Raw genomic sequence first — 23,231 nt, 5'->3', positions numbered from 1 at the left:
GAAATGCTGCGTTTTATTCGATCCATCCTAATAGGCAGTGCTGCTCTCTGTGCAGCACCGGCACTGGCCGAGTGGCATTATGCCGAGTGTGCAATTATGGGGACTGAAGTCAGCCTGCAGCTTTGGCATGAAGATGCCAATGAAGCGGAAAACCTGATTGAAATGGTGATGGCAGAATTCCATCGCCTGGATAACCAACTGTCACCCTACAAACCAGAGAGTGAATTGTCCCAAGTCAATCGCGGAGCAGGTAGAACAGCGGTCAATATTTCTGATGAGCTGCTTTCTCTGGTGGATAAGTCTCTCTGGTTTAGCCGCCTAACCGATGGAGCCTTTGATATCAGCTACGCTACTCTCGGCAAGCACTATGATTTCCGCAATAAAAAAAGGGCTGACACGGCCCTTACCGATTCTCTGTTGGAAGCTCTGAATTACCGCCACTTGCATCTAAATAAAAAGTCAAAAACCCTACGATTTGGTCACAAGGAGACAAAAATTGACCTGGGTGGCATTGCCAAGGGTTACGCTGTGGATAAAGCCATTCAGATTCTCGAGCAAGCTGAAGTCTGTTGCGCCAGTGTCAGCGCCGGTGGCGATGCACGCATGCTCGGTGATAAACGCGGTGAGCCCTGGCTGGTAGGCATTCGCCATCCACGAGAGAAAAGCAAAAGTGCCGCTGTGATCCCCCTAAGTGACACTGCCATTTCAACTTCCGGTGATTACGAGCGTTTTTTTATTGATGAACAACAAGAGCGTGTCCATCATATTTTTAATCCAAATACCGGAAAGCCCGCCGATACAACAGTTGGAGATAGCGATAAATTAATCAGTGTCAGCATTATCGGCCCAAGGGGTTTTGATACTGACCCGCTTTCCACCAGCGTATTTGTCCTGGGTAAGGAAAAAGGACTGGCACTCATCGATCGCCTGCCCCAATTTGAAGCGGTGGTTATCGACAGTAACAAACGTCTGTTTTTCAGCCAGGGACTGATAAATCCATAATAAACGTTCCAACGTCATAAAAAAATTGCCAACGGGATCACACCAGATAGCTGCGCCCCTGACATAATTTGCGCCATTACACAATAAAGTCAAAAACAATCGAAAGGCCTTCCATGGGACGCGTTCTCCAGCTGTTTATTTTCTCACTCGTCCTCGTGTTGAGCGTAGCGTCTCAGGCTCAGCAAGAGTCTTTTTCCGCTGAAAAGCTGGAAAATCTAAAGCGCGATGTCATTAAGTTAAACCGGGATTTGTTAATCCTGGAAGAGGACCTACTCTACCCGGCACAAAGCCAAGTGGCTTTTTATGTTTCTGTGGATATTGGCCACTATTTCCAGTTGGACGCAGTCAAATTACATATCGACAATAAACTCACGGCTAGCCACCTGTATACCGAACATCAGCGCAATGCCCTTGTTCGCGGTGGTATTCAACCCCTGCACAAAGGCAACCTAAAGTCTGGTAACTACACCATTTTCGCATTCTTTACTGGCCTTGGGCCCGAAGGACGTGAGTATAAGCGGGGTGCTACTTTAGAGCTGGAAAAGACCGATGAGCCCGTTGTAATCGAGTTACGCATCTCAGATAAAACCGGTAAACAGCAGCCGGACTTTAAACTGATCCAATGGCCTACGCCCTGATTACCCATGTGCTACCGGCCTCTCTCCCACATAATCTTCCTAAGTGTCGCTCTATTAGGTACCAATCTGCCGGCTTACAGCGCAGAGACTGAAGGTACCTCTGAAGAAATAGCGCCTCAGGAAAAGGCGCAATCCGAAGACAAAAAGTATCGCCAAGCTCAGGATATGTCCTACGGGGCAACCTTATATGAGTACTTTCAGGGCAATAACTTCGATGCCCTTAGCACCCTGCTTGTCGCCAAGCAACGTGATTCAATTAAAGTTCACCGCGACAGTGCCGCGTTGATTGAAGGGGGAATCAGCCTCAGTTTTGGTCTGCATCGGCGCGCTGCCGAACTTTTCGAACTACAGCTTCAAACCGGCAACCAAAATACAGATCCCAAACTGCACCAGGCTGCCTGGCTGAAACTGGCAGAGCTGAACTATTTGCAGGGTGACTTTTCCTTGGCGACAAAAAATCTGGAAAAGTCCGGAGCCATAGATTCCTCCACCCTTCCCCTTAACCTGGCCTTGCGCAGTGAAGAAATCTCCTCAGCCCGGGAATTCCTTAAAAGAGCTAATCTGCCGCTGGCAGAGCGCTTACTCGGGCATATCAATCTAGGCGCAGCCTTGGCCCGAAGAGGGGAGTTAGTTGCCGCCGCCGAGGAATATCGCTTCGCAAGCACACTGGCAACTGAGCAGGACGAACCCTCAGAGGATATCCTGATACTCGTGGATAAAGCGCATATCGGCGCTGGCTACGCTCTGGCATTGTCAAAGCAGTATTCCCAGGCCCAAGCTGAATTTTCCCAAGTGCGCCTGCACACCCCCTGGGCAACCAAAGCTCTGCTCGGGCTCGCTTGGTCTTCGATCAACAGCGAGCAATACCAGGAGGGGGTAGATGCCCTGCGTTTTTTATTGGCAGAACACCAACACAGTCCCGCCGCACGGGAGGCCAGGGTCGCCCTGCCCTATGCTTATGAAAAGGAGGCTGAACGCAATAAAGCCCTAAGCGCCTATAGTGATGCAGCCACATATTTCGAGAGCACTTTGCAGCAGCTGCAGCACCTACAGCGGGCACTGTCTTCAGAACCGCTGGCAGACGCCAGTCAATTTAGCCAGTCACAACGCTACGGCTGGCTACAGCTGGCTCAAGCCGCACCCTTACTGCGGGACAACCAGCATTTTCTCTTACCCATTTTACAGAGCGATCAATTCCAACTGCGCCTGTCGGAGCTGCGCGACTTGCAGCAGATGGATAGGGTGCTCTATGACTGGTCGCAAAAAATTCCACAATGGCATTCATTGATCGAAGAGCGTCACCAAAGGCGCACCGGCATTATCGGGCAGTACCAGAGCGCTGAGTTTGACCAGCAACTGCAAATCGCCAAGCAACACTACCGCAATCTCAACGATGCCCTGGCCCAAATAGAAGGGGAGCGTGACGTACTGACTCTACTCGAAGCTACCGGCAACGGGGAGGACGGAAATCACAGTGAGATATTCGAGATGCTGGAGATACTGCAGGGCGCTGAGCAACGCTATCAACTACTGCGCAGTAACGGTAAGGGGGCCGACTACCAGGGCGAGACCCTGGCTAAAGCCCGTGGCATTTTATTGTGGCAGGCCAGCGAGCAGTATCATCACCGCTTGTGGCAACAGCGCAAAACTCTGCAACTACTCGAAGCCAGCTTGCGCAATGGTGAAAAGCAGCTAGGTAAAACCTCTGTAGAAGTGGGGCGTGCACCGCAATTGACCCAGCTTACAGAGCGTCTGGCTAGCACTGCGGCGCAATTATCCGGCCAACGCGTAGCCATAGCCAAAACGGCTTCAGAAGTAGAGGCTGCCCTTCGCCGGGATATTATTGCTGAACTGGGCCGAGAGCAGTCGCGGATTCACGGTTACCAGGCCCACACCCGCCTCGCTATAGCGCGCTTACAGGACGCCTCCATGCTAGAGGCTGCCAGCCAGCCTCCTCCAAAAAAACCTGAAAAAAATACTCAGGTGGAAATGCAAGATGGCGAAAATACTCACGAAAAAGGCAATGCCACAGTAGAGAAAATAACTGAGGAAAAGACCGCAGAAGCTCTGTTGCCCGATAATGAAGGGGGGCAGAGTGAATAGGTTTGATTCCAGAAGCTTTTCCCTGCGTCTGCTCACTGCCGCTATCTGCTGTATCAGTACCGCCTGCAGCAATCAGTCCGCACTGACACTTGCAGATCTGCCCACAGCCACGGCTGCTTCCACTGAAGAACCTGTATCAGCGCCCCCTGAGTTGATATCGGTTGATCTCGCCACTCTCGTGCAGAGCTATCAACAAGCACTGGCCAGCCAGCCAGACCCGCAGATTCGCGCACAGATTCGTTTGCGCCTGGCCGATCTGGAAATGGAGCGACTGGAGCAACATCAGGCGGATAACCCGGAAGTTTCAGTCGGTTTTGCCAGTGCGGTGCAGCACTACCAGACACTCGCCAAAGAGAGCCCCCGAGACGACTATATTCTCTATCGCCTGGCGCGAGCTCGTGCTATGGATGGCGAAATGCCAGGCGCACTGCAAGCACTGGAGCGCATCGCCCAGGGCGCGCCTGAGTCACCGTTTATGGGGGAGGTTTTATTCCGCCGAGGCGAAGCGGCTTTCAATCGCAAGGAGTATTCGGCGGCGGCACGGGACTTCCGCGCATTGCTGGAGAAGGGCGAAAGTCCATTTTCCGATAATGCCCGCTATATGCTCGCCTGGTCAGAGTTTAAATCCAGCGATTACCGTCGTTCCACGGAGATATTTCTCGAGTCTCTGGATATTCTGCAGCAGCGTGCCAGCGAAGCAGAATTACCTCTGGGCCAGAAGCGCCTGCGCGAGGATAGCCTTCGTGGCCTGGCCCTGAATTTTAGTTACCTGGGCGGTGCCGAAGCTATCGAGTCCTTTAATCCCGATGGCAAACCACGAGGTTATCAGCACCTGCTGTACAGCGCTCTGGGCAATTGGTATCGAGAGAAAGAGTTATTCCGCAACAGCGCGGATACCTATCTGGCTTTTGTTAAGCACTACCCCAATAGCACTGAAGCGCCATCATTACATTTGCAAGCTATTGAAACACTGCAAAATGGCGGCTTACACGATGAGGTGCTTCCAACCAAGCGGGAATTTGTACAACGCTATGGTATTCGCAGTGAGTATTGGCAGCAGGCAGAGACAAGTCAGCGCGAAGCCCTGGCACAGTCACTGCGCCCCTGGCTTGAGGAGTTGGCCCAATTTGACCACGCGCGCGCGCAGGAGCTTGCTCAGCTCGCAAGCAAGGCACTGGCTAATAAAAGTAAACAAAAACAGCAGCTCAAAGCTCAGTCTCGCAAAGCTTACCTAGCGGCAGCGGAACTCTACCGGCAGTTTTCACAGACTTTTCCACAGGACCCCCGTACTCCACCAATGGTCTTCCTGATGGCCGAATGCCTCGAGCAGGCTGGCGACTACGCTGGAGCCTGGCGCGCATACAGCCAGGTAGCCTGGGAATATCAAGACAAGGAGCATGGTGCCGAAGCTGGTTATGCAGCCATTCTCAGCTCTGCACAAGTGTATAAAGAAACACCGGGGCAGGATGCCGAGCAAAAAATCCTGTGGCTGGATCGCAACATTGAGGCCAGCCTGAAATTTGCCCAGAGATGGCCGCAGGATAAAAGAGCCTTACTAGTACAACTATCTGCCGCAGATAAGCTGCTACAACAGTCACATTTTGCCGAGGCTATTGCCGCCGCACAAGCTGCAGATAAGTGGCAGCCACCAGCGAATAAGGCTCAGCAATTAAATATCGCGATGATCCTGGCTCACAGTCACTTTTCATTGAAAGATTATATGGCTGCGGAAGAAGCCTATACCCGTGCGTTGAATATACAGCCTAAAGATAGCCATTTGCGCGAGGACACACGCAAGCAACTTCAACTTTCCATCTATAGGCAGGCAGAGTTGGCACTTGCGCAACCAGCACTCACTGAGGATGGCAGAGAGATTCCCAGTGAGGAGGCGTTGCGCCACCTGCTGCGAATCAGGGAGAGTGGACGCAGTGAAATTGCAGCCACCGCCCAGTATGACGCGATCAATTACCTGATGGAATTACAGCAGTGGCAGCGTGCCAGTGCTGAACTTGCAGACTTCCGGAGTTTCTATCCTGCACATCAGCTGGCACCTACCCTCGCCGCCAAGGCAGTCGTTATTTTTGAAGCCTTGAAAATGCCTGCCGCTGCGGCCGGCGAATTACTGCAACTTGCACAAAATGATCCCGACCGAGAAGTACGTCGCCAATCCTTATTCCTCGCGGCGGAAAGCTTGCAAAAAGCAGGTGAGTATCAAGGTGCCATTGAGAGTTACCGTAACTACAACAAGCTCTGGCCAAAGCCTGCTGAACAACGTCTGGAAGCGCAATATCAGTTAGTGCAACTGTACGGGCAAACCAGTCAACGTAATAAACAGAATTATTGGCTACAGCAATTAGCAAAAAATTCAGAAAAATCCCCCCGGGGCCGCTACCTGTCCGCCTATTCCCAAAGCGCATTGGCAGAGCAGAGCTATGAAAAATTCGCGTCATTAAAATTGCACTTGCCGCTGAAAACCAGTCTCGCCAATAAAAAGCGCGCGATGAAAACCACCGTGGCCGATTATCGCAAGGTTCTCGAGCTGGAAATTGCAGAATTCACCACCCAGGCCAATTTCCGTTTAGCTGAAGTTTATCGACAGCTCAGCCATGACCTGATGGAATCTCAACGCCCCAAGAACCTGAATGACCTTGAGTTGGAGCAATACGAAATCCTACTGGAAGAGCAGGCCTTCCCTTTCGAGGAAAAGGCGATAGAGCTGCATCAGGCCAATATTCAGCGCACCAGTGATGGAATTTACGACGACTGGGTCAAACGTAGTTTTGCCTCCCTCGGCGAACTGTTACCCGCACGCTACAAAAAACCGGAAGCAACCCTGGAGTGGAGCCATGCACTGCATTAATTTGCGCAATTGCCCCAGTGGTATCTTTCGCTTCACAACAGCACTACTGATTCTGGCGGCACTCAGCGCCTGTGGCAGCCTTCCGCTGAGTAAAAATGCTCAGCCGAAGGACGCCTCAATTGAGCATGCAATTACGGAAAATCCTTATTTGGCCAATGCCAAGCGGGTTCCCAAAGAGGCCAGCGTCGCTATGGCCCAGGCACACGAGAGCTTTAACAACGGAGATAGCTCAACCGCAGTGCAGCAGCTACAGCAGGTCATTGAACGCTGGCCAGAGCTCTCTGGCCCCTGGCTAAACCTCGGGATAGTACAGCAAAAAAGTGAACAGGCTGAGAATGCGGAAAATAGCTTTCGCAAGGCGATTGAGGTCAATGACAGTAATGTATTTGCCTGGAATCAGTTGGCTGCCCTACTACGCGACGCAGGTCGTTTCGAAGAGGCCGAACAGTGCTACCTGCAGGCGCTAAACCTTTGGCCCGACTTTAGCGATGCGCACCGCAACCTGGGTATTCTCTATGACCTCTATCTAAACAGGCCGGAAGAGGCATTACAGCAATACCGTTTGGCCCAGAGCAGTCGTGAACAAGAAGACAAATTACTCGGCGCTTGGATATTGGAACTGGAGCGTAGACTCTGATGCGAGATAAATTAATTATTCTAATGTCCGTAATATGCACCTGCTGCACCGCCCGTGCAGAAGAAATTACCACACTGGAATCCACGGTAATCGGCAGTCAGGAACAGCCCAAGGTGCTGTATATCATTCCTTGGAAACAAGCCGACAGCCTGCAGCGCCTTGATAGTTCTCTGGCTCAAAATTTTAATACCGTTTTCAAACACCAGGAGCTCTCAGAATTCAAACGGGAAATTCAACTGCTCAGTGCCAAGCCGGCTGTTGAAGAAAAAATTGAGTAGAAAAATAATAATACTCATCAAGCACCACAAACTAATGTAATCGTGCTTTTTTGCTGAAACTCAGCACTCCAGTGGAGCAGGGATAAGCCACCGCAGGTATTTCACTTATCAGGAATTTATTGTAGAGCCCTCATCCGGCTCCACAATATTCATCATCATGCCCAATGTCCATGGAATGGCCGTTTGGCAAAAAAATATCGCTAATTAAACACTTACTTCTGTGGAGAAAATTATCATGGAATTTACTCAGGCGTTATTGCGCTTTTTCCAGAATGGCGGCCCTTTTATGTATCCTATTGCCCTGGTGCTGGTTATCGGCCTCGCCATGGTAGTGGAGCGCTGGATTTTTCTTTCCCGCGCTAAGAGCGCCAATCGCCGCGCTTATCTGCAGGTATTACCGCTACTGCAAAAACGCAGTTATCAAAATGTATTACAACTGGCCCGGGACAACGATGCTGCGATGGGTCGCATTGCCGCCGCCGGTATTAATACCCTGCAATTCGCCAAGCGCGAGGAAAATATTGCATTGGCAATCGAAGAGGGCATCCTCGAAGCAGTACCGCGCCTGGAAAAGCGCACCAACTATCTGGCTACCCTGGCCAATATTGCCACCCTACTCGGTTTGTTAGGCACCATTATGGGCCTTATCGCAGCGTTCACCGCTGTAGCCGCTGCCGACCCTGCGGAAAAAGCCACTATGTTGTCTACCAGTATCTCCGTAGCAATGAATACCACCGCATTCGGGCTCATTTCTGCGATTCCTCTACTGCTATTTAATTCCATGCTACAAAACAAGACCAATGAGATTGTAGATAGCCTGCAGATGGCCGGAGTCAAGTTCCTAAACCTGTTGACTATGGGCCGCCCACAAAAAACGGAACAGCAGCGCGCAGTGAATGCCTGAGGGCTCTCGCCATGTTGAAATTAAATATTCGTCGCCGTGGACACGAGGAAGCAGAGCTGGATATCACCTCTTTTATGAGCCTGATGACTATCCTGGTTCCTGTACTGCTGCTCAATATGGTGCTTTCCCATATCTCAGTTTTAAAACTCAATCTTCCTGGCATCAGTGATGGAAGCAGTAGTGCAACTGAACAGAAAAATCGGCAGTTGGAACTGGTATTACGCACCGCACATGTTGATATCAATTACCCGGCCGGGCAACTAGTCAGGCGAGTGGAGAATACCGATGGTGAGCCAGATATGGAAACGGTTTCCCTGATATTGCAGCAGATAAAGCGTAGCTTAAGGGAAAAATCCATCGAGAAAGACGACTTGGTTATTCTCTCGGAAAAAGGTACACCGTATAAAACCCTGGTGGCAGCAATGGATACCGCACGCAGTTATCGAGCAGTAGTTGCCGCATCAGTCGTCGATGCCAAGTTGTTCCCACAAATTTCCCTGGGCGATGCCCCCCAGCAAACAACCGTAGTGGGGAAATAAAATGATGCTTAACGCAGCCGCCAAATTACAGGAGCGGCGTCAGCGACAGAAACGACAGCAATCGAAGCTCAATCTGGTTTCTCTAATGGACATTTTCACCATTCTGGTATTTTTCCTATTGGTGAACTCCACTAGCGATGTACAGGTTTTGCAAACAGACAAAACCATCAAGCTACCCAAGTCTACTTCTCAGCAAAAGCCGGAAGTTACTACGGTCGTGAGGGTGAATAACCAGCAATTATTCGTTGGTGATCGCATGATCGTCGGCATTAACGATATTGACGCTGGTAAGGAAAATATCGAGCCCCTCTTGAAGGAACTGGAGTACCGCGCCGAACGCGCCGGTGAACTCAGCGACGAGCAAAAGCAAAGGGGACGCTCGGTCACGATTATGGGCGACGAGCAGGTTCCCTATGCGTTGCTCAAACAGATTATGCAGACCTGTGCCCAGGCAGATTACCGCGATATCTCTTTTGCTGTGGAGCAGACAGCCCCTATAGATCCCGCGGGGGTGGAAAGCTGATATGAGCACTGCAACCAGCCGTTATGCCCCCTGGCAACTACAGGAAACCCTGTTGCCCTGGTCTGCTTCCAACCAGGAAGACCAGCGCTTTATAAAGTTCCTGCGTGCAGGGCTTATTGTCTTCGCCGTTTGTGGTTCCATCGTTACCTTTGCTCCAGTGCCGGAGCTGACCCGGGAACAAGCAGAGCGAGTGCCACCACAACTGGCCAAGGTTATCCTGGAAAAAAAGGAGCTCCCCAAGCCGAAGCCCAAACCCAAGGCCATACCGAAGCCTGAGGAAAAAAAGCCCGAGGCAGAGAAACCCAAGGAAAAACCAGAACCTAAAAAAGTCGAGAAGGAAAAGCCGAAACCGGCTCCGAAACCCGAGCCCAGTAAAGTAGAGACACCCCCTGTTGCCACTATACAAAAGGCGCGGGAAAAAGCGGCAAGCAGCGGCATCAATGCCCTGGCCGACGATCTATTGGATATGCGTGAGAGTTTTGATACGGGTGAAGTTACCCGCGGTCAGCTCAGTACCGGCAGCGCCACTGCCGCACAAACACAACGCAATATGATCAGCGATAAATCCAAAACTTCGAGTGGCGGAGTCAGGGCCGGGAGTATCAGCACTGACACAGGAGGCGTATCACTGGCGGGCCGACAAACCACCCAAGTTGAGCAGGCCCAGGCGAAGGGCTCCGCCAAACAGGCGGCGAGGAGAGTCAGAGGTGAGAAGTTGGCGCGTACCGATAATGCCATTCGCGGCATAATGGAGGCTAACAAGTCGGCGATCAATGCGATCTACAACCGCGCCTTGCGTCGTGATCCCACCCTGCAGGGTAAAATTACTGTGCAGCTGGTCATTGAAGCTAATGGCACCATTTCGTCTATCAAGTTAATTGAGAGTGAGCTGAACAACCCAGCCCTGGAGCGCAAGCTGTTGGCGAGAATCCGCATGATTAACTTTGGTGCTGCGGATGTAAAAGCCACAACCCGCAATTACTCTATCGACTTCCTGCCATCCTGATCGGGATTTTAGATAATTGACATTGGCACAGCGGAGCAAATCTTTACAGCTTGCCCGCTGTGCCAATTTTTCTTTCGCACTTATTAATTCAAATCTGCAGCGTATTGTCGCAATAACTGTAGAGGTACGATTTCCAAAGCTTTCACATGGGTACGCTGTAAAAAAACGCGCGGAGCCCTATCCTGCTGCTGGGCCTCCAACCAGCGTGCAGCGCACAAACACCAGCGGTCTCCCGGAGCCAATCCCGGGAAACCGTACTCCTCGATCGGCGTACTCAAGTCGTTACCACGGCTGCGGGAAAAACTTAGAAACTCTTCAGTCACCTCCACACAAACTGTGTGTGAGCCCTGATCCTCCTTGCAGGTGTTGCAACAGCCATCGCGGAAAAAACCGGTCATCGGCTCCAGGCTGCAGGGAATAAGAGGATCACCAAATACATTTACTGAGTTATCCATTTCCATATTCAGTCCTCTGCCTCGGTGCCATTGAGCAACTCGATATCCACCAACTGCCAGTGCAAACCGTTGCGCTGCATAGTCAGCCGCAGCTCCGCTCGGTCAGCCTCACCATAATCCGCACTCAGGTGGTTAATATCGGTAAAACGCCACTTGAGACGCTTCCAACTGCTCTCTGGTTTTTTTTCAGATTCCTGCTGGGCCTGTGGGTAGGGGGCAGTATCAGGAGCGGCATACTGACCAAACAGTCTTCGCTCCATCCCCTCCAGGTCCTCGCCGCCCCGCAGTAAGGCTGCTATCCCTTCCGGGGTGACAAATTGTTGCATCAACGGCCCCATAACAAAATTTGCACCAGCGGTCAGCAGTTCATCGAATTCCTGAGGGATCGAATTACCAATAGAGGAGCGCAGTTGTTCCTGTAATCGCACCCTTAAATTGTCACGTAATACCGGAAAATCCACATAGCGTTCCAGAGTATCGATACTTTCACGCCTTTTTTCTGGCTCCTGGGCACCCGCCATTTGTGCGGCATGCTGCAACTGCTCCATCGCATAAAAAGGCAAAGCCACATATCCAGCAACGATTAATGCCAGTACCACAATCCCCGCCCAAAGGGTTTTCTTCATTATTACCTCTCCTTATTACGTTTAGAGGGAATTTTATGCTGAGAAAGATCCATCACCTAATTTGTCCCTGTACTGGCGTGGCATTGTTCCTAAATCGTGCCTATGAGATATTCGCCCCCCAAGACTCTGCACATCCAACCAGTTAACTTTTAATAAGGACATCAGACAGGATGAGTGATATTTATCAGGCTCCCCAAGCACAGCTCGCCAAAGGAGAAGAGGGTAGTGACTTTGGCTCCATTGAGAAAGGAATTGCAGGGGATTATTCGTTTGCGATCGGAGATACCATCAATGAAGCATGGAATCTATCTAGCGGTAAAAAACGCAGGGTTTGGTTAGGTTTTCTACTGTACTCCATTGCAGTAATAGTGATTTCTGTCGTTGCAGGGCTACTTACCAGTGCTTTTGGTGACCCATCTCTAACTCAGGGTATTATTTACAACCTTATAACAACGATCATTGGGCTACCCCTTGCGGCTGGTTTCTTAATGATCGGAATCAAAATTGCTCGCGGTGAGGAAGCATCTGGTACCGAGGTATTCGCTTACTTCGATAAGATTGTTCCGCTGGTCATTGCCAACTTCATTATGAGTATCTTGATCTTAATCGGCTTTGCACTGCTGGTCATCCCTGGAATCTACTTGATGGTTGCCTATATGTTTGCCATTCCTCTGATCGTCGATCAAAACCTGGGACCTTGGCAAGCACTAGAAGTATCCCGCAAAGCTGTTACTAAAAACTGGTTTACCTTCTTAGGTTTTGGGATTCTCAATTTATTAATACTTATCGCTGGTTTTATGGCCCTTCTGATCGGTCTTATTTGGGCTCTGCCATTGCTCCTTATTGCTGTAGGCGTCGCCTATCGCAAAGTTTTTGGCGGCCCTCAAAGTTCTTAATAAGTAGCATCTAACAGGAGCGGTGGCTTGCTGGATACCACCTATAACGTCGAAACCCCAGAGGGTATTGATCTGCGCGCACGGGCCGCCGGGCCTGTGCCGCGCATCCTCGCCTTTGCCGTGGATGTGTTTTATCGCACGCTGATACTGGCCGCTCTCGGTATAGGCTTGGCCTTTGCCAAAACTGCCGGCATGGGAATCTGGCTAGTCTGCTCCTTCCTTTTGGAGTGGTTTTACCCGGTGTTTTTCGAGGTGCTGCGCGGCGGCCAGACACCGGGCAAAAAAGCCTTTGGCCTGATGGTGGTGAACGATAACCTCACCCCCATCTCCTGGGGCGCCTCCATCGTGCGCAACCTTTTGCGCTTCGCCGATTTCCTACCTTTCGCTTACGCCACCGGCATAATCGCCATGACACTGGGGCGCAATTTTCAGCGCTTGGGCGACCTGGCCGCGGGCACCCTGGTGGTCTATCGCGATACGGAAAAGGTGCCCATGGCACTGCCGGATGCAACACCGCTTCCACCGCCGCGCGACTTCAAACAGCAAGACCAGCTTGCGCTGATCAGCCTACTGGAACGCCACGAGGATTTGAGCGAGGCCCGCCAACAGGAGCTCGCCAACTTGCTCGAACCTATCACCGCCAAGAGAGACAGTGCCGCGCTGGAGTACCTGCGCTCAGTGGGCAGTTGGTTGCTGGGTGGCAGGGGCTAGGAATTCATGAGACAGAGAGATTTCGAAAATCGCCACCGCGACAGTTGGGCGCAGCTGGAAGCTTGGTTGAAAAACGACCACCACAGCGCCGAAGTGGCCGCATTGGACTTACCCGCCGCCTACCGGGAACTGTGTCAGCAATTGGCGGTAGCTAAAGAACGCCAGTACACCAACCGTTTGATCGACCATCTCAACCAGCTGGTTACCGCTGCCCACCACCGGGTTTACCGCCAGCAGACCTTGCGTCGCAAGGGGTGGCTACACTACCTGCTGGCCGGATTCCCCCGGGCCGTGCGCGCCAATGGTCGTGTGGTGGCCCTGGCTACTGCACTGTTTTTACTGCCTGCCCTGGTGATGGGCATTGGCACCTATAACAACGACGCCCTGATTTACGCGATGATGTCGCCGGGAGACGTGCTCTCGCTGGAATCCATGTACGACCCTGGCAACCGGGTATTGGGACGCGAGCGCGGCTCGGACACCGATCTGGCCATGTTCGGCTTCTATATCAAGAACAATATCGGTATCGCCTTCCGCACTTTTGCCGGCGGCATACTGTTTGGCCTCGGCTCAATTTTTTTCCTGGTTTTCAATGGTCTCTATCTGGGCGCTGTGTTTGGGCACATCACTCGGGTGGGATTTGTCTCTACGTTTTACCCCTTTGTGATCGGCCACGGCGCTTTTGAACTGACCGCCATCGTGCTGGCCGGGGCCGCCGGGCTACTACTGGGCCGCTCCCTTGTCGATCCGGGACAGCATCGGCGCTCAGTAGCTTTGCGCCTGGCCAGTGTCGAAGCCATGAAAATTATGTACGGCACTTTCCTGATGCTGGTGATCGCCGCCTTCCTCGAAGCCTTCTGGTCCTCCAGCGCTGCCACACCCATAGCGATCAAACTCGGCTTCGGTGCTCTTCTATGGCTGCTGGTATTCGCCTATTTCGCCCTGGCTGGGCGCGGGGAGTCCCGCCATGCAAGTTAAAAACTTAGCGGTGCGCGCACGCCTGCGATCGCCCTGGGAATCCATCGACCTGGGTATCGCTCTGGCACGCAAGCACTGGCTGCCGATGTTTCTGGTTTGGCTGCTTCCGTCGGCATTGCTGCTGGGCGCCCTGGCTTGGGCTTTTCCCGGCCACCCCGGATGGTCGATGTTCGCAATCTGGTGGTTAAAACCCGTGTTCGACCGCCTGCCGCTGTTTATGATCAGCCGCACCCTATTCGGTACACCGGTATCTGCACTGGCGGCCCTGAAGGAATTTTTCAAACACAACCGCACCGACTGGCTCGCCTGGATCACCATTCGCCGCCTAAGCGCCACCCGCTCCTTCGATATGCCGGTGACCGTGCTGGAGCAATCAAAAGGCAGTGCCCGCAGTGCGCGTCTCAGCGTGCTGCACCGCAAACACTCTGGGGCAGCCACCTGGCTGACCCTAACCGGTATTCACCTGGAGGGCTTCCTCCTGATTGCCGCCTTTATCCTGATTTATCTGTTTATTCCCGAGCAGGTTGCGGCAAACATCGACTGGGCTCCGCTACTTCGCGGTGAAACTCTGGCGCTGGAGTGGGTTTCCAACGTTCTCTGCGTACTGATTATGGCCGCAGTGGCGCCGTTTTATATCGTCAGTGGCTTCTGCCTGTATATCGGCCGGCGTATTGAATTGGAGGGCTGGGATATCGAAATCCAGTTCCGCGACTTGGCCGAGCGCCACCAACGCAGCCTGCAGGCAAGTAAATCCGCTGCCGGCCGATCTTCTCCCTTGGCCTCGGTATTATTGTTATGCGTGCTCGCCTGCACGACTCTGACGCCGGCGCCACAGGCCCAGGCGGAATCCCTGGAAAGCCCCCAACAGGCGCAACAGCGTATCGACGAAGTGCTCGCCGGCGAGGACTTCCATAATATTGAGCAGGTGAGCGGCTGGCGCCTTAAAGACCTCGGAGAGGAAGAGCAGGAAAAAATACCCGAGTGGCTTATCGAGCTGTTCGAGTGGCTGTTCAAGTGGCTTATGGAAAACCCTCCCGAGAGCGATGATTCCTCAGGAATCAATTGGGGGGCGCTGATCGCCAAACCCATCGAACTATTGCTGTGGATTGCTGTAATCGCGGGCTTGATTTACCTGGGCTGGCGCCACCGTGAAGCCATTCTCAGTAGCCTGCGCTGGCAACACACTCCCAAGAAGAAAGTGGAGGTGCCAGAGACCCTGTTTGGCCTCGATGTACGTCAATCGAGTTTGCCCGACGACGTGTGCACAGAGGTGCTGCGCCTGTGGCAGGCCGGCGAAAAGCGCGCCGGCCTCGGCCTTTTGTACCGCGCCACCTTGTCTCACCTGATTGAGGACTTCCATTTCCACTTTGGCGATCATCTCACCGAGAGTGAATGCGCCCAATTGGTAAGCCGGCGTCGTAGGACCGCAGACGATACGCTGCGTCCGGTAAGCGCCCCGCTGAGCCAGTTTGTACAGCAACTCACTGGTAGCTGGCAGCAGCTGGCCTATGCCCACCGCCCCCCCGCAGACTCACAGGTAAACGAGTTGTGCCAGCAGTGGCAAGAGGTATTTGGCAATGACCACTAAACGCCTGTTGATCGGAATCGCCTTACTGCTGTGTGCCGGCCTGGTATGGCTGTTTCTCACTTTTTTTGAACGCTATACAGAAGAAAAGGATCGCGGCTGGGGGTCGGAAGCGCGGCGCAATCCCTTCCTGGCTGCCGAGCAGTATCTCGCCGGAATAGGGCTGGAACCGCAGCAGGCAGAAAATATCTCCGTGCTGAATACCCTGCCAGTGGACGCCACTCTGTTTATCGCCAATTCCAGCCAGGTCTATAACCCCCAGCGGGTCGAGGAACTGCTGCAGTGGGTACAAGGCGGTGGCCATGCTATTGTCGTCGCGCGCACCGAAGGCTTTGATTTCGAGGAGGGGCGCAGCGAAGAGCGCGACTGGCTGCTGGAAGCCCTCGGCGTCTCCATGCTGGAAGGGCATGGGGACTACTATTTTGAGCATCCACTGCAACCGCTACTGGGAGAGGATGCCGAGCTGAAACCCGAACAGAGCCCGGGAGAGGCCCTGCGCGAATACAACCGCCGCATTGAAGAGGGCCTGGAAGAAGAGCAGGCGGAGTCTGAAAAGGAAAAGCCGCGCAATCCCGATGTGGACCCCGAAGATCTGGTAACCCTGCCCACCGCTGGCGGGAACGAGGCTCAATTACACTTCGACGCCAGCCACCTGCTCTACCATCCCGGCATCGAAGACAACACTGCCGAGGGCGCACCGGTATTTTTTGCCAAAGTCTGGCGCGACGACGAGGGCGTGCCCTTTATGCAGTTTGCCCAGGGGGAAGGCGTTATCACCCTGATGACAGACAGCACCATGTGGCAGTCGCACCGAATCGGGCATTTCGATCACGCCTACTTTTTACAGTTACTGGCCGGAAGCGGTGATTTTGTTTTCCTCACCAGGCCGCGCTTCGACTCGCTGGGATTGCTCGCACGCCAGTACGCTGCCGAATTTTTTATCTCCGGTCTGCTCGCCCTACTTGGCTGGCTGATTTTGCGTGCGCGCCGCTTCGGCCCGTTACAGCCATCGCCGGAGATAGCGCGGCGCTCCCTGTTGGAGCATATCTCCGCCTGCGGCCACTATTACTGGCGAGACGATCAGTGCCAGCGGCTACTCCGCGGGCAGCGCGAGGAACTGTTGCGCCGCCTGGGAGCGACGGACGCCGGCTCGTCTGCGCGCCAGACTCTGAGCAAGAGACTCAGCGCTACAACCAATCTCAGCGAAAACAGCATCATCGCCAGCCTGTGGGGCAAACCGGCGACCAGCGAAGAATCCTTTACCGAACAAATGCGCACCCTGCAGCGAATTGAGGCAGTCTTATGAGCGATACTACCCTGAATCCAGAACCCCAAACCCACAGCGAAGCACCAGACTGGCAAGCCGCGGCCGCCCAACTACAGCTACTGCGCAACAATATCAACCGCCTGTTGATCGGTCAGGAACAGGTCGTCGAGCAGGTGCTGGTGGCTCTGCTGGCCTCCGGCCATGTCTTGCTGGAGGGCGTCCCCGGCCTCGGCAAGACCCTGCTGGTGCGCACCCTGGCCAGCTGTTTTGGCGGCCACTTTCGCCGCATCCAATTCACCCCGGACCTGATGCCGGCGGATGTTACCGGCCACGCCATGTACAACATGGGCGAGAGCCGCTTCGAAGTGCGCCGTGGACCGGTGTTTACCAATCTACTGCTGGCTGATGAAATCAACCGCGCCCCGGCCAAGACCCAAGCGGCCCTGCTCGAGGTGATGCAGGAGAAGCAGGTCACTATCGACGGCAAGGCCTTTGCCGTACCCAGCCCCTTTATGGTGCTGGCCACTCAGAACCCCATCGAGCAAGAGGGCACCTACCCACTGCCAGAGGCAGAGCTGGATCGCTTCCTACTTAAGGTTCTGATCGACTACCCCAGCCTGGAAGCCGAATTGCAATTGGCGGCCGCTGCCAGCAGCGGCCGTATAGAGAAACACCTGCGGGAGAAAGCTGCCAGTGAGATTACCGTGGAGCAGTTGCAGCAACTGCAGGCGCTGGTACCCCAGGTAGCTCTGGACCAGCAGGTGTTGGACTACGCCGTGCGCCTGGTGCGCGCCACCCGTGAAGCCAATCAGTTGCGCAGCCCAGCGGGTCCCCGCGCCAGTATCGGCTTGTTGCAGGCAGCCCGCGCCAGCGCCCTGCTTCAGGGCCGTGAATTTGTGCTGCCCGACGATATCAAGGCAATGGCGATCCCAGTCATGCGCCACCGCGTCAGCCTGTCCCCGGATATGGAAATCGACGGCGAAACCACCGACAGCGCCCTGGCCATGATTATCGATAGCGTCGAGGCGCCGCGACTGTGACACAAAGCGCCGTCGCCACTGAAGTTCCGAGCACAAAGTCCAGTCTCGGGCGAGCAGGCCCCAGCCGCCGCCTGGTGAAACTACTCGGTTACTGGTGCCTGGCCGCTCTGGCGGTAAGTGCTGCACGTATCTGGCTGCCTCAATCTGCACAGCTGCTGCAGACTCTCTGGTGGACCGCTGGCGCGCTGTTAATCGGCGCGGCCCTGCTGGATTTCCTCACCGGGCGCAGGGTTCTGGGCCTGGAGGGCGAACGCAAACTGCCCGGTAATTTGGCCCTGGGCGTGCGCAACAGTGCGCGATTGAAATTGCACAACCGCGGCCAGCGCAGCCTCTCGCTATGGGTGTGCGACAGTGTGCCGCAACAACTGGGCAGCAGCGGGTTACCGCGCCAGGCGCGGCTGGAGCCAGATCAGGAAGTTGCCATTGAGTACACCCTGGTGCCGCACCGCCGTGGCAGTGCCGAATTCGGCCGAATCGAAGTGCTCGCCGACTCTCCCTGGGGTCTGTGGCAGACCCGTGTATGGCTCGGCAGTGAGCAAACCGTGAAGGTCTATCCCAACTTTCTCGGCATCTCCTCCCTGCAGGCGCTCTCCACTGAGCAGACCCTGCGCCATCTCGGCCTGCACCAACAGCAGCGCCGCGGCGAGGGTATGGACTTCCGCCAATTGCGCGAATACCGCCAAGGAGATAGCCAGCGTCAGGTAGATTGGCGTGCCAGTTCACGACTGCGCAAACTCATCAGCCGCGAATACCAGGACGAGCGCGACCAGGAAATTATTTACATGCTCGACTGCGGTCGGCGCATGCGTGCCAAAGACGGCGAGCTGAGCCATTTTGATCACGCCCTCAACGGCCTGCTGCTATCCGCCTATGTAGCGATCAAGCAGGGGGATGCGGTCGGCCTACAGGCCTTCGCCGCCGCACAGGACAGCTCCGGCGGGCAGCTGCCGCCGGTGAAGGGTGAGAGTGCGATCAACCTGTTGCTGAACAATGTCTACGATCTGCACTCCGGCACCGGCAGCGCGGACTATAGCGGCGCCGCCCAGCAACTACTGGCAACCCACAAGCGCCGCGCACTGGTGATCCTGATCACCAACCTGCGCGATGAAGACAGTAGCGAACTGCTTACCGCCGTGCGCCTGCTCACCCGCAACCACCTGGTGATGGTGGCGAGCCTGCGCGAGACCGCCGTGGACCGCGTGGCACAGAAGCCTATTGGAGATTTTTCCGAGGCAGTCGAGAGCGCTGCCGCGCGGGATTTTCTGCGCCGACGTGCGCGCCTATTGCAACAACTGCAGGCCTGTAATGTACTAGTGGTGGATTCCCGTCCAGAGCTTTTGCACCAGGCACTGGTGCAAGCTTATTGGCAGCTCAAGCGCAGCGGCAAAATCTGACCAGCTGTAAGACCGGGGGAATTCAAATAAATGGATGTAAGAAGTAAAAAAAGAGTGATGTTAACGATGTTCCAATAAAAATAATCCCACTTTATAGGGAGATAAAATTGACTATGTCCCAAGTCACTATCGAGCGGCTCAGCAGTGCCGAAGTAAAGCCTTCCCCCTTCCCCCATTTCTACTTAGAGCGCTCCCTGGCCTCCGACGAGGCCAGCGCCCTGATCGCAGACTTCCCCCCTCTACACAAAGGCGGCAGTTTCAACATCAAGGATGTCAAAACCTCGGAGCGCCTGCGCAGTTTTATCGAGCAGTTTGGCAGTGCCGAAGTGCGGCGTATTCTCGGTGAAAAATTCGCATTGGATCTATCTGATAAACCGATGATGGCCACCTTGCGTGGATACTCCCGGGCTAAAGATGGGCGCATTCATACAGACTCCAAAACCAAACTCATTACCGTACTGATCTATCTGAACAGCGACTGGTCGGCACCCACTGGACGCCTGCGTATCCTGCGCAGCGGCAAAAGCCTGGACGACTACAGTGATGAACTGCTACCCGGGCCGGGTTCTTTGGTGGCTTTCAAGGTGACCGATAATTGCTGGCACGGCTACCCCAGCTTTGTCGGTAAACGACAGGCGATCCAAATCAATTTTCTAAGCGGCGACAAGGCCAAGAAAAAACACCAGTTTTTTCATGGTATCAGTGCGCGATTAAAGTCTCTCTTGCGATAAAAATATCGGTTAATAGTTTTATTTGATAACAGCAACATAAAATAATTGAACTAAAAAATAGCAAAAAGCGACCCCTAAAAATTCGTTATTGGTAGTGGCACTTTTTACAGTCAGCGGGTAATCTGTTGCCACTTGCCCTCGGGGATTTATTAAGTCCACCCCGGTAACTTCAAGAACGCTATTTATGAGTCGCGCGCGCACCCGTAAAAACCGTCCACACCTGCCCCAGTGGCAGGCACTGCTGCTTTTACTGGTTTTTCTCAGTGCCCGCGGCTTGGTTCCCGCAGGGTTTATGCCCGCCGATTTCTCTGCGGGCACACCCTACGGACTTTGTCACGGCGACAGCCGCAGTGCTCTGTTATTAAATTCCCTGGCCAACCAGGCACAGGATCATCATCACAACCTTGGTGATAACCACAGCGGGCACAACCACGATGCCCTGACTGCCCATTCCTTTGCCGACAACCACTGTAATTTCTCCGCCGCTGCCAGTCTTGCCCAAGCACCAGCATTAGACCTGCATTTATTCATTGAGGGGAATATTCTCCCCCCTCGCAGCAAAGGCATTAACCCCGCTCTTTCTTTACACTACAGCCGCCCTCTTATCCGCGCTCCTCCCGTTTAAAACCACGGTTTACCTTATTTTTCACCACACAATATTCGAGGTCGGTTTCTGCGCTTCGCTGTACTACCTTTGCCTGCATTCTTGCCGCTTAGGGTGCTGCAGCAGCCGTAGACCCACCTCGCGACAACTGTAATTCCCGCGACTCAGTCAGCGGGGGCAAACCAGTGCGCGCTTTTTTTACCGCGCTCCTCACGGCCGTACCCGACCTTCGGCCCAAAAACGGATAAGTCAGAATGCGAAAAGTTAAATCCCAAAAGAACAAGCCATTACACACTCCATTGAGCCTGGCAATTATTGCCGGCTGCACCTTTCCCGCAGCCTTAATGGCCAGCGAGGTCAATGAAAAAAAAGAGCGTGAAATGGAGCAGATGGTGGTCACCGGAGTAAAAACCGAGCAGCCACTAAATCTGCTGACGGACCCGAAAATGCCTCGTCAGCCTCTGCCTGCCAACGACGGCGCCGACTATCTAAAAACCATTCCCGGATTTTCCGTGGTACGCAAAGGTGGCACCAGTGGCGATCCCCTGTTGCGAGGCATGGGTGGTTCGCGCCTGGGCATGTTACTGGATGGAGAGTCTCTTATGGGCGGTTGTCCCGGCCGTATGGACCCGCCTACCGCCTATATTTTCCCCGAAAGCCTCGATGAAATAGAGGTAATTAAGGGCCCCCAGAGTGTCGCTCACGGACCGGGTAATTCCGCTGGGGTTGTACTTTTCAATCAGCTACAGGAACGTCCTACCGAACCCGAATGGGATATGCATGCGAGCCTGCTCGGCGGCAGCGCCGATCGAAAAGACGGACTCTTTGATCTGGCTTATAAAACCCCGGAATTTTCCCTGCGCGGTTCGGCGACCTCTGCCTCTGCGGATGATTATGAGGATGGCGACGGTAATCCGGTACATTCGAACTACGAGCGCTGGAGTGGCAAGGCCAATCTGGCCTGGACCCCTGACGATGACAATGGTCTGGAATTCGAAACTGCTTTTAGCGATGCCGAAGCGGCCTATGCCGACCGCGGCGTAGATGGCAGTAAATTTGCGCGGGAAAGCTACAAAGCCAAATACCGCCGCAGCAATATCGGCGATCTGCTGAATACCATCGACGTGCAGATCTATTACAACACCATCGATCACATCATGGATAATTACAGCCTGCGTGAACCCTCGGGAATGACGACTACCCCAGTCGTCATGAATTTAGACAGCGAAACCATGGGTGCCAAGCTGAGCCTGCAGCTGAATCCTGCGGATAACATTGAGCTGACAGCAGGCCTGGATACCTGGGAAAACCGTCACCGCGGCCGCATGAGTATGAACCAGTCGATGATGGATTATCGCTCACTGAAGTGGGATGCGGATGCGGAATTTTCTCAGTTGGGCATTTTCTCCGAGGCCAGCTGGCAGTTTGCTCCCAACCAACGATGGATCGCCGGCGCCAGGCTGGACGACTGGAAAGCGAAAGATCTGCGCGAGACCATCTCGGTCTCCATGATGGCCAAAGTAGATAACCCAACCGCCGGCGAAAGCCGCTCCGAGCGATTGCCCAGCGGTTTTATGCGCTACGAGTTAGCCCTGCCGAGCGCTCCCAATAGTTCCGCCACTCTTTATGCTGGACTCGGATACAGCGAGCGCTTCCCAGATTACTGGGAGATATTCTCCCGCGAGGCGGCAGACTCCTACAGCGCGCTCAACATAGAGTCGGAAAAAACCAGTCAGCTAGATATTGGCGCTATCTATCGCACCGAAAAGTTGTCCGCCAGTATTTCCGCTTTTGCCAGCGATATCCGCGACTATCTACTAGTGCAGAATGATTACCAAAAGCCGGCGTTGATGTCAGATATGGACACCATGTCATCCATGGATGCTGCAATGGGTAGTGCAATGGATATGGGAGAGTCGGCAGATAGTCGGACTGTTGCGGTAATACGCAATATCCAGGCACGTACCTGGGGTTTGGAATTGGATGCCAGCTATCAATTAAACGATAACTGGCGCACCGAATTCACCGTCACTTCAGTGCGCGGTGCCAACGATACGGACGAGACCACCCTGGCCCAGCTACCCCCATTGGAAACACGCCTAGGGTTGCACTATGAGCAGGCTCAATGGTCGGCGGGTATTCTGTGGCGGGCCATTGCCAGTCAGGATCGCGTCGATGTCGGCAAGGGTAATATTATTGGGCAGGACTTTGGTCCCACGGATTCTGCCAATGTACTGTCCATCAATGCCGGCTGGCGTCCAAACCAGCGACTGCTGTTAACCGCTGGTATCGACAACCTGTTGGATGAGACCTATGCCGAACATATTAGCCGTGCGGGAGCGGAAATCCCCAATTTTCCGCAGCTGGATAGGGTCAATGAGCCCGGCAGAACCTTATGGATTAAAACCATTTATCGTATTTAAAATGTGCTGATTATTTTTCCGGTCTAAAAAA

Annotated in this window: 22 protein-coding genes; 20 read left to right on the top strand and 2 right to left on the bottom strand. The window is 53.8% G+C overall.

Annotated features, from left to right (window positions below; all coding sequences use genetic code 11):
* The first annotated feature begins 3 nt into the window (after positions 1-3).
* The 10 genes from ACXAFI_RS00315 to ACXAFI_RS00270 all read left to right on the top strand — a co-directional run bounded on the left by ACXAFI_RS00315 (position 4) and on the right by ACXAFI_RS00270 (position 10,490).
* Positions 4-1,002 carry an FAD:protein FMN transferase gene (locus tag ACXAFI_RS00315; RefSeq protein ID WP_475107220.1) on the top strand — a complete coding sequence of 333 codons (999 nt, stop codon included), beginning with the start codon at positions 4-6 and terminating at the stop codon, positions 1,000-1,002.
* Positions 1,003-1,115: 113 nt separating this feature from the next.
* On the top strand, positions 1,116-1,640 hold the full coding sequence (locus tag ACXAFI_RS00310) for an AraC family transcriptional regulator (RefSeq protein WP_475107219.1): 525 nt from the start codon (positions 1,116-1,118) through the stop codon (positions 1,638-1,640).
* 6 nt (positions 1,641-1,646) lie between these two features.
* Positions 1,647-3,743, top strand: coding sequence for a hypothetical protein (locus ACXAFI_RS00305; RefSeq protein ID WP_475107218.1), 2,097 nt, complete (start codon positions 1,647-1,649; stop codon positions 3,741-3,743).
* Positions 3,736-6,603: a tetratricopeptide repeat protein gene (locus tag ACXAFI_RS00300; RefSeq protein ID WP_475107217.1), complete on the top strand. Its 2,868-nt coding sequence runs from the start codon at positions 3,736-3,738 to the stop codon at positions 6,601-6,603. Before ACXAFI_RS00305 ends, ACXAFI_RS00300 begins: the two co-directional genes overlap by 8 nt.
* The gene (locus ACXAFI_RS00295) at positions 6,590-7,240 is read left to right on the top strand and encodes a tetratricopeptide repeat protein (protein ID WP_475107216.1); all 651 of its coding nucleotides are present in this window, start codon (positions 6,590-6,592) and stop codon (positions 7,238-7,240) included. Before ACXAFI_RS00300 ends, ACXAFI_RS00295 begins: the two co-directional genes overlap by 14 nt.
* Positions 7,240-7,518, top strand: coding sequence for a hypothetical protein (locus tag ACXAFI_RS00290; protein WP_475107215.1), 279 nt, complete (start codon positions 7,240-7,242; stop codon positions 7,516-7,518). Before ACXAFI_RS00295 ends, ACXAFI_RS00290 begins: the two co-directional genes overlap by 1 nt.
* A gap of 235 nt (positions 7,519-7,753) precedes the next feature.
* Positions 7,754-8,422 carry a MotA/TolQ/ExbB proton channel family protein gene (locus ACXAFI_RS00285; protein WP_152455539.1) on the top strand — a complete coding sequence of 223 codons (669 nt, stop codon included), beginning with the start codon at positions 7,754-7,756 and terminating at the stop codon, positions 8,420-8,422.
* 11 nt (positions 8,423-8,433) lie between these two features.
* Complete coding sequence (locus tag ACXAFI_RS00280) at positions 8,434-8,961, top strand: biopolymer transporter ExbD (RefSeq protein WP_475107214.1); 528 nt, start codon at positions 8,434-8,436, stop codon at positions 8,959-8,961.
* Position 8,962: 1 nt separating this feature from the next.
* Positions 8,963-9,484 (top strand): ExbD/TolR family protein, encoded by a 522-nt coding sequence (locus ACXAFI_RS00275; protein WP_475107213.1) that lies wholly within the window; start codon positions 8,963-8,965, stop codon positions 9,482-9,484.
* A gap of 1 nt (position 9,485) precedes the next feature.
* Entirely contained in the window at positions 9,486-10,490 is a 1,005-nt protein-coding gene (locus ACXAFI_RS00270) for an AgmX/PglI C-terminal domain-containing protein (protein ID WP_475107212.1), read from the top strand.
* Positions 10,491-10,573: 83 nt separating this feature from the next.
* Here the strand turns inward: ACXAFI_RS00270 and ACXAFI_RS00265 are convergent, their stop codons facing one another.
* Together ACXAFI_RS00265 and ACXAFI_RS00260 are read right to left on the bottom strand one after the other, a co-directional pair.
* A complete protein-coding gene (locus tag ACXAFI_RS00265; protein ID WP_475107211.1) occupies positions 10,574-10,945 on the bottom strand; it encodes a DUF2237 family protein in 372 nt (123 codons plus the stop codon).
* A gap of 8 nt (positions 10,946-10,953) precedes the next feature.
* Positions 10,954-11,571, bottom strand: a complete 618-nt coding sequence (locus ACXAFI_RS00260) for a DUF2939 domain-containing protein (protein ID WP_475107210.1) — start codon at positions 11,569-11,571, stop codon at positions 10,954-10,956.
* A 170-nt stretch (positions 11,572-11,741) separates the two neighbouring features.
* Between ACXAFI_RS00260 and ACXAFI_RS00255 the strand changes: the two genes are divergently transcribed.
* From ACXAFI_RS00255 to ACXAFI_RS00210, 10 genes are all read left to right on the top strand, one after another.
* Positions 11,742-12,467: a hypothetical protein gene (locus ACXAFI_RS00255; protein ID WP_475107209.1), complete on the top strand. Its 726-nt coding sequence runs from the start codon at positions 11,742-11,744 to the stop codon at positions 12,465-12,467.
* A gap of 27 nt (positions 12,468-12,494) precedes the next feature.
* Complete coding sequence (locus tag ACXAFI_RS00250; RefSeq protein ID WP_475107208.1) at positions 12,495-13,178, top strand: RDD family protein; 684 nt, start codon at positions 12,495-12,497, stop codon at positions 13,176-13,178.
* 6 nt (positions 13,179-13,184) lie between these two features.
* Positions 13,185-14,156, top strand: a complete 972-nt coding sequence (locus ACXAFI_RS00245; RefSeq protein ID WP_475107207.1) for a stage II sporulation protein M — start codon at positions 13,185-13,187, stop codon at positions 14,154-14,156.
* Entirely contained in the window at positions 14,146-15,744 is a 1,599-nt protein-coding gene (locus tag ACXAFI_RS00240) for a DUF4129 domain-containing protein (protein ID WP_475107206.1), read from the top strand. The genes ACXAFI_RS00245 and ACXAFI_RS00240 overlap by 11 nt, the downstream gene beginning before the upstream one ends.
* Complete coding sequence (locus ACXAFI_RS00235; RefSeq protein ID WP_475107205.1) at positions 15,734-17,047, top strand: DUF4350 domain-containing protein; 1,314 nt, start codon at positions 15,734-15,736, stop codon at positions 17,045-17,047. Before ACXAFI_RS00240 ends, ACXAFI_RS00235 begins: the two co-directional genes overlap by 11 nt.
* Positions 17,044-18,048, top strand: a complete 1,005-nt coding sequence (locus ACXAFI_RS00230) for an AAA family ATPase (RefSeq protein ID WP_475107204.1) — start codon at positions 17,044-17,046, stop codon at positions 18,046-18,048. The genes ACXAFI_RS00235 and ACXAFI_RS00230 overlap by 4 nt, the downstream gene beginning before the upstream one ends.
* Complete coding sequence (locus ACXAFI_RS00225; protein ID WP_475107203.1) at positions 18,045-19,442, top strand: DUF58 domain-containing protein; 1,398 nt, start codon at positions 18,045-18,047, stop codon at positions 19,440-19,442. The genes ACXAFI_RS00230 and ACXAFI_RS00225 overlap by 4 nt, the downstream gene beginning before the upstream one ends.
* A 113-nt stretch (positions 19,443-19,555) precedes the next feature.
* Positions 19,556-20,173, top strand: a complete 618-nt coding sequence (locus tag ACXAFI_RS00220; RefSeq protein ID WP_152455561.1) for a 2OG-Fe(II) oxygenase — start codon at positions 19,556-19,558, stop codon at positions 20,171-20,173.
* A 184-nt stretch (positions 20,174-20,357) separates the two neighbouring features.
* On the top strand, positions 20,358-20,798 hold the full coding sequence (locus ACXAFI_RS00215; protein ID WP_475107202.1) for a hypothetical protein: 441 nt from the start codon (positions 20,358-20,360) through the stop codon (positions 20,796-20,798).
* A gap of 233 nt (positions 20,799-21,031) precedes the next feature.
* Positions 21,032-23,200, top strand: coding sequence for a TonB-dependent copper receptor (locus ACXAFI_RS00210; RefSeq protein ID WP_475107201.1), 2,169 nt, complete (start codon positions 21,032-21,034; stop codon positions 23,198-23,200).
* Positions 23,201-23,231: the final 31 nt, after the last annotated feature.

The sequence above is a fragment of the Microbulbifer sp. ABH2_005 genome, from assembly GCF_056160005.1.
The sequence above is the reverse complement of the archived record's forward strand: the minus strand, read 5'-3'. Positions and strand labels throughout refer to the sequence as shown.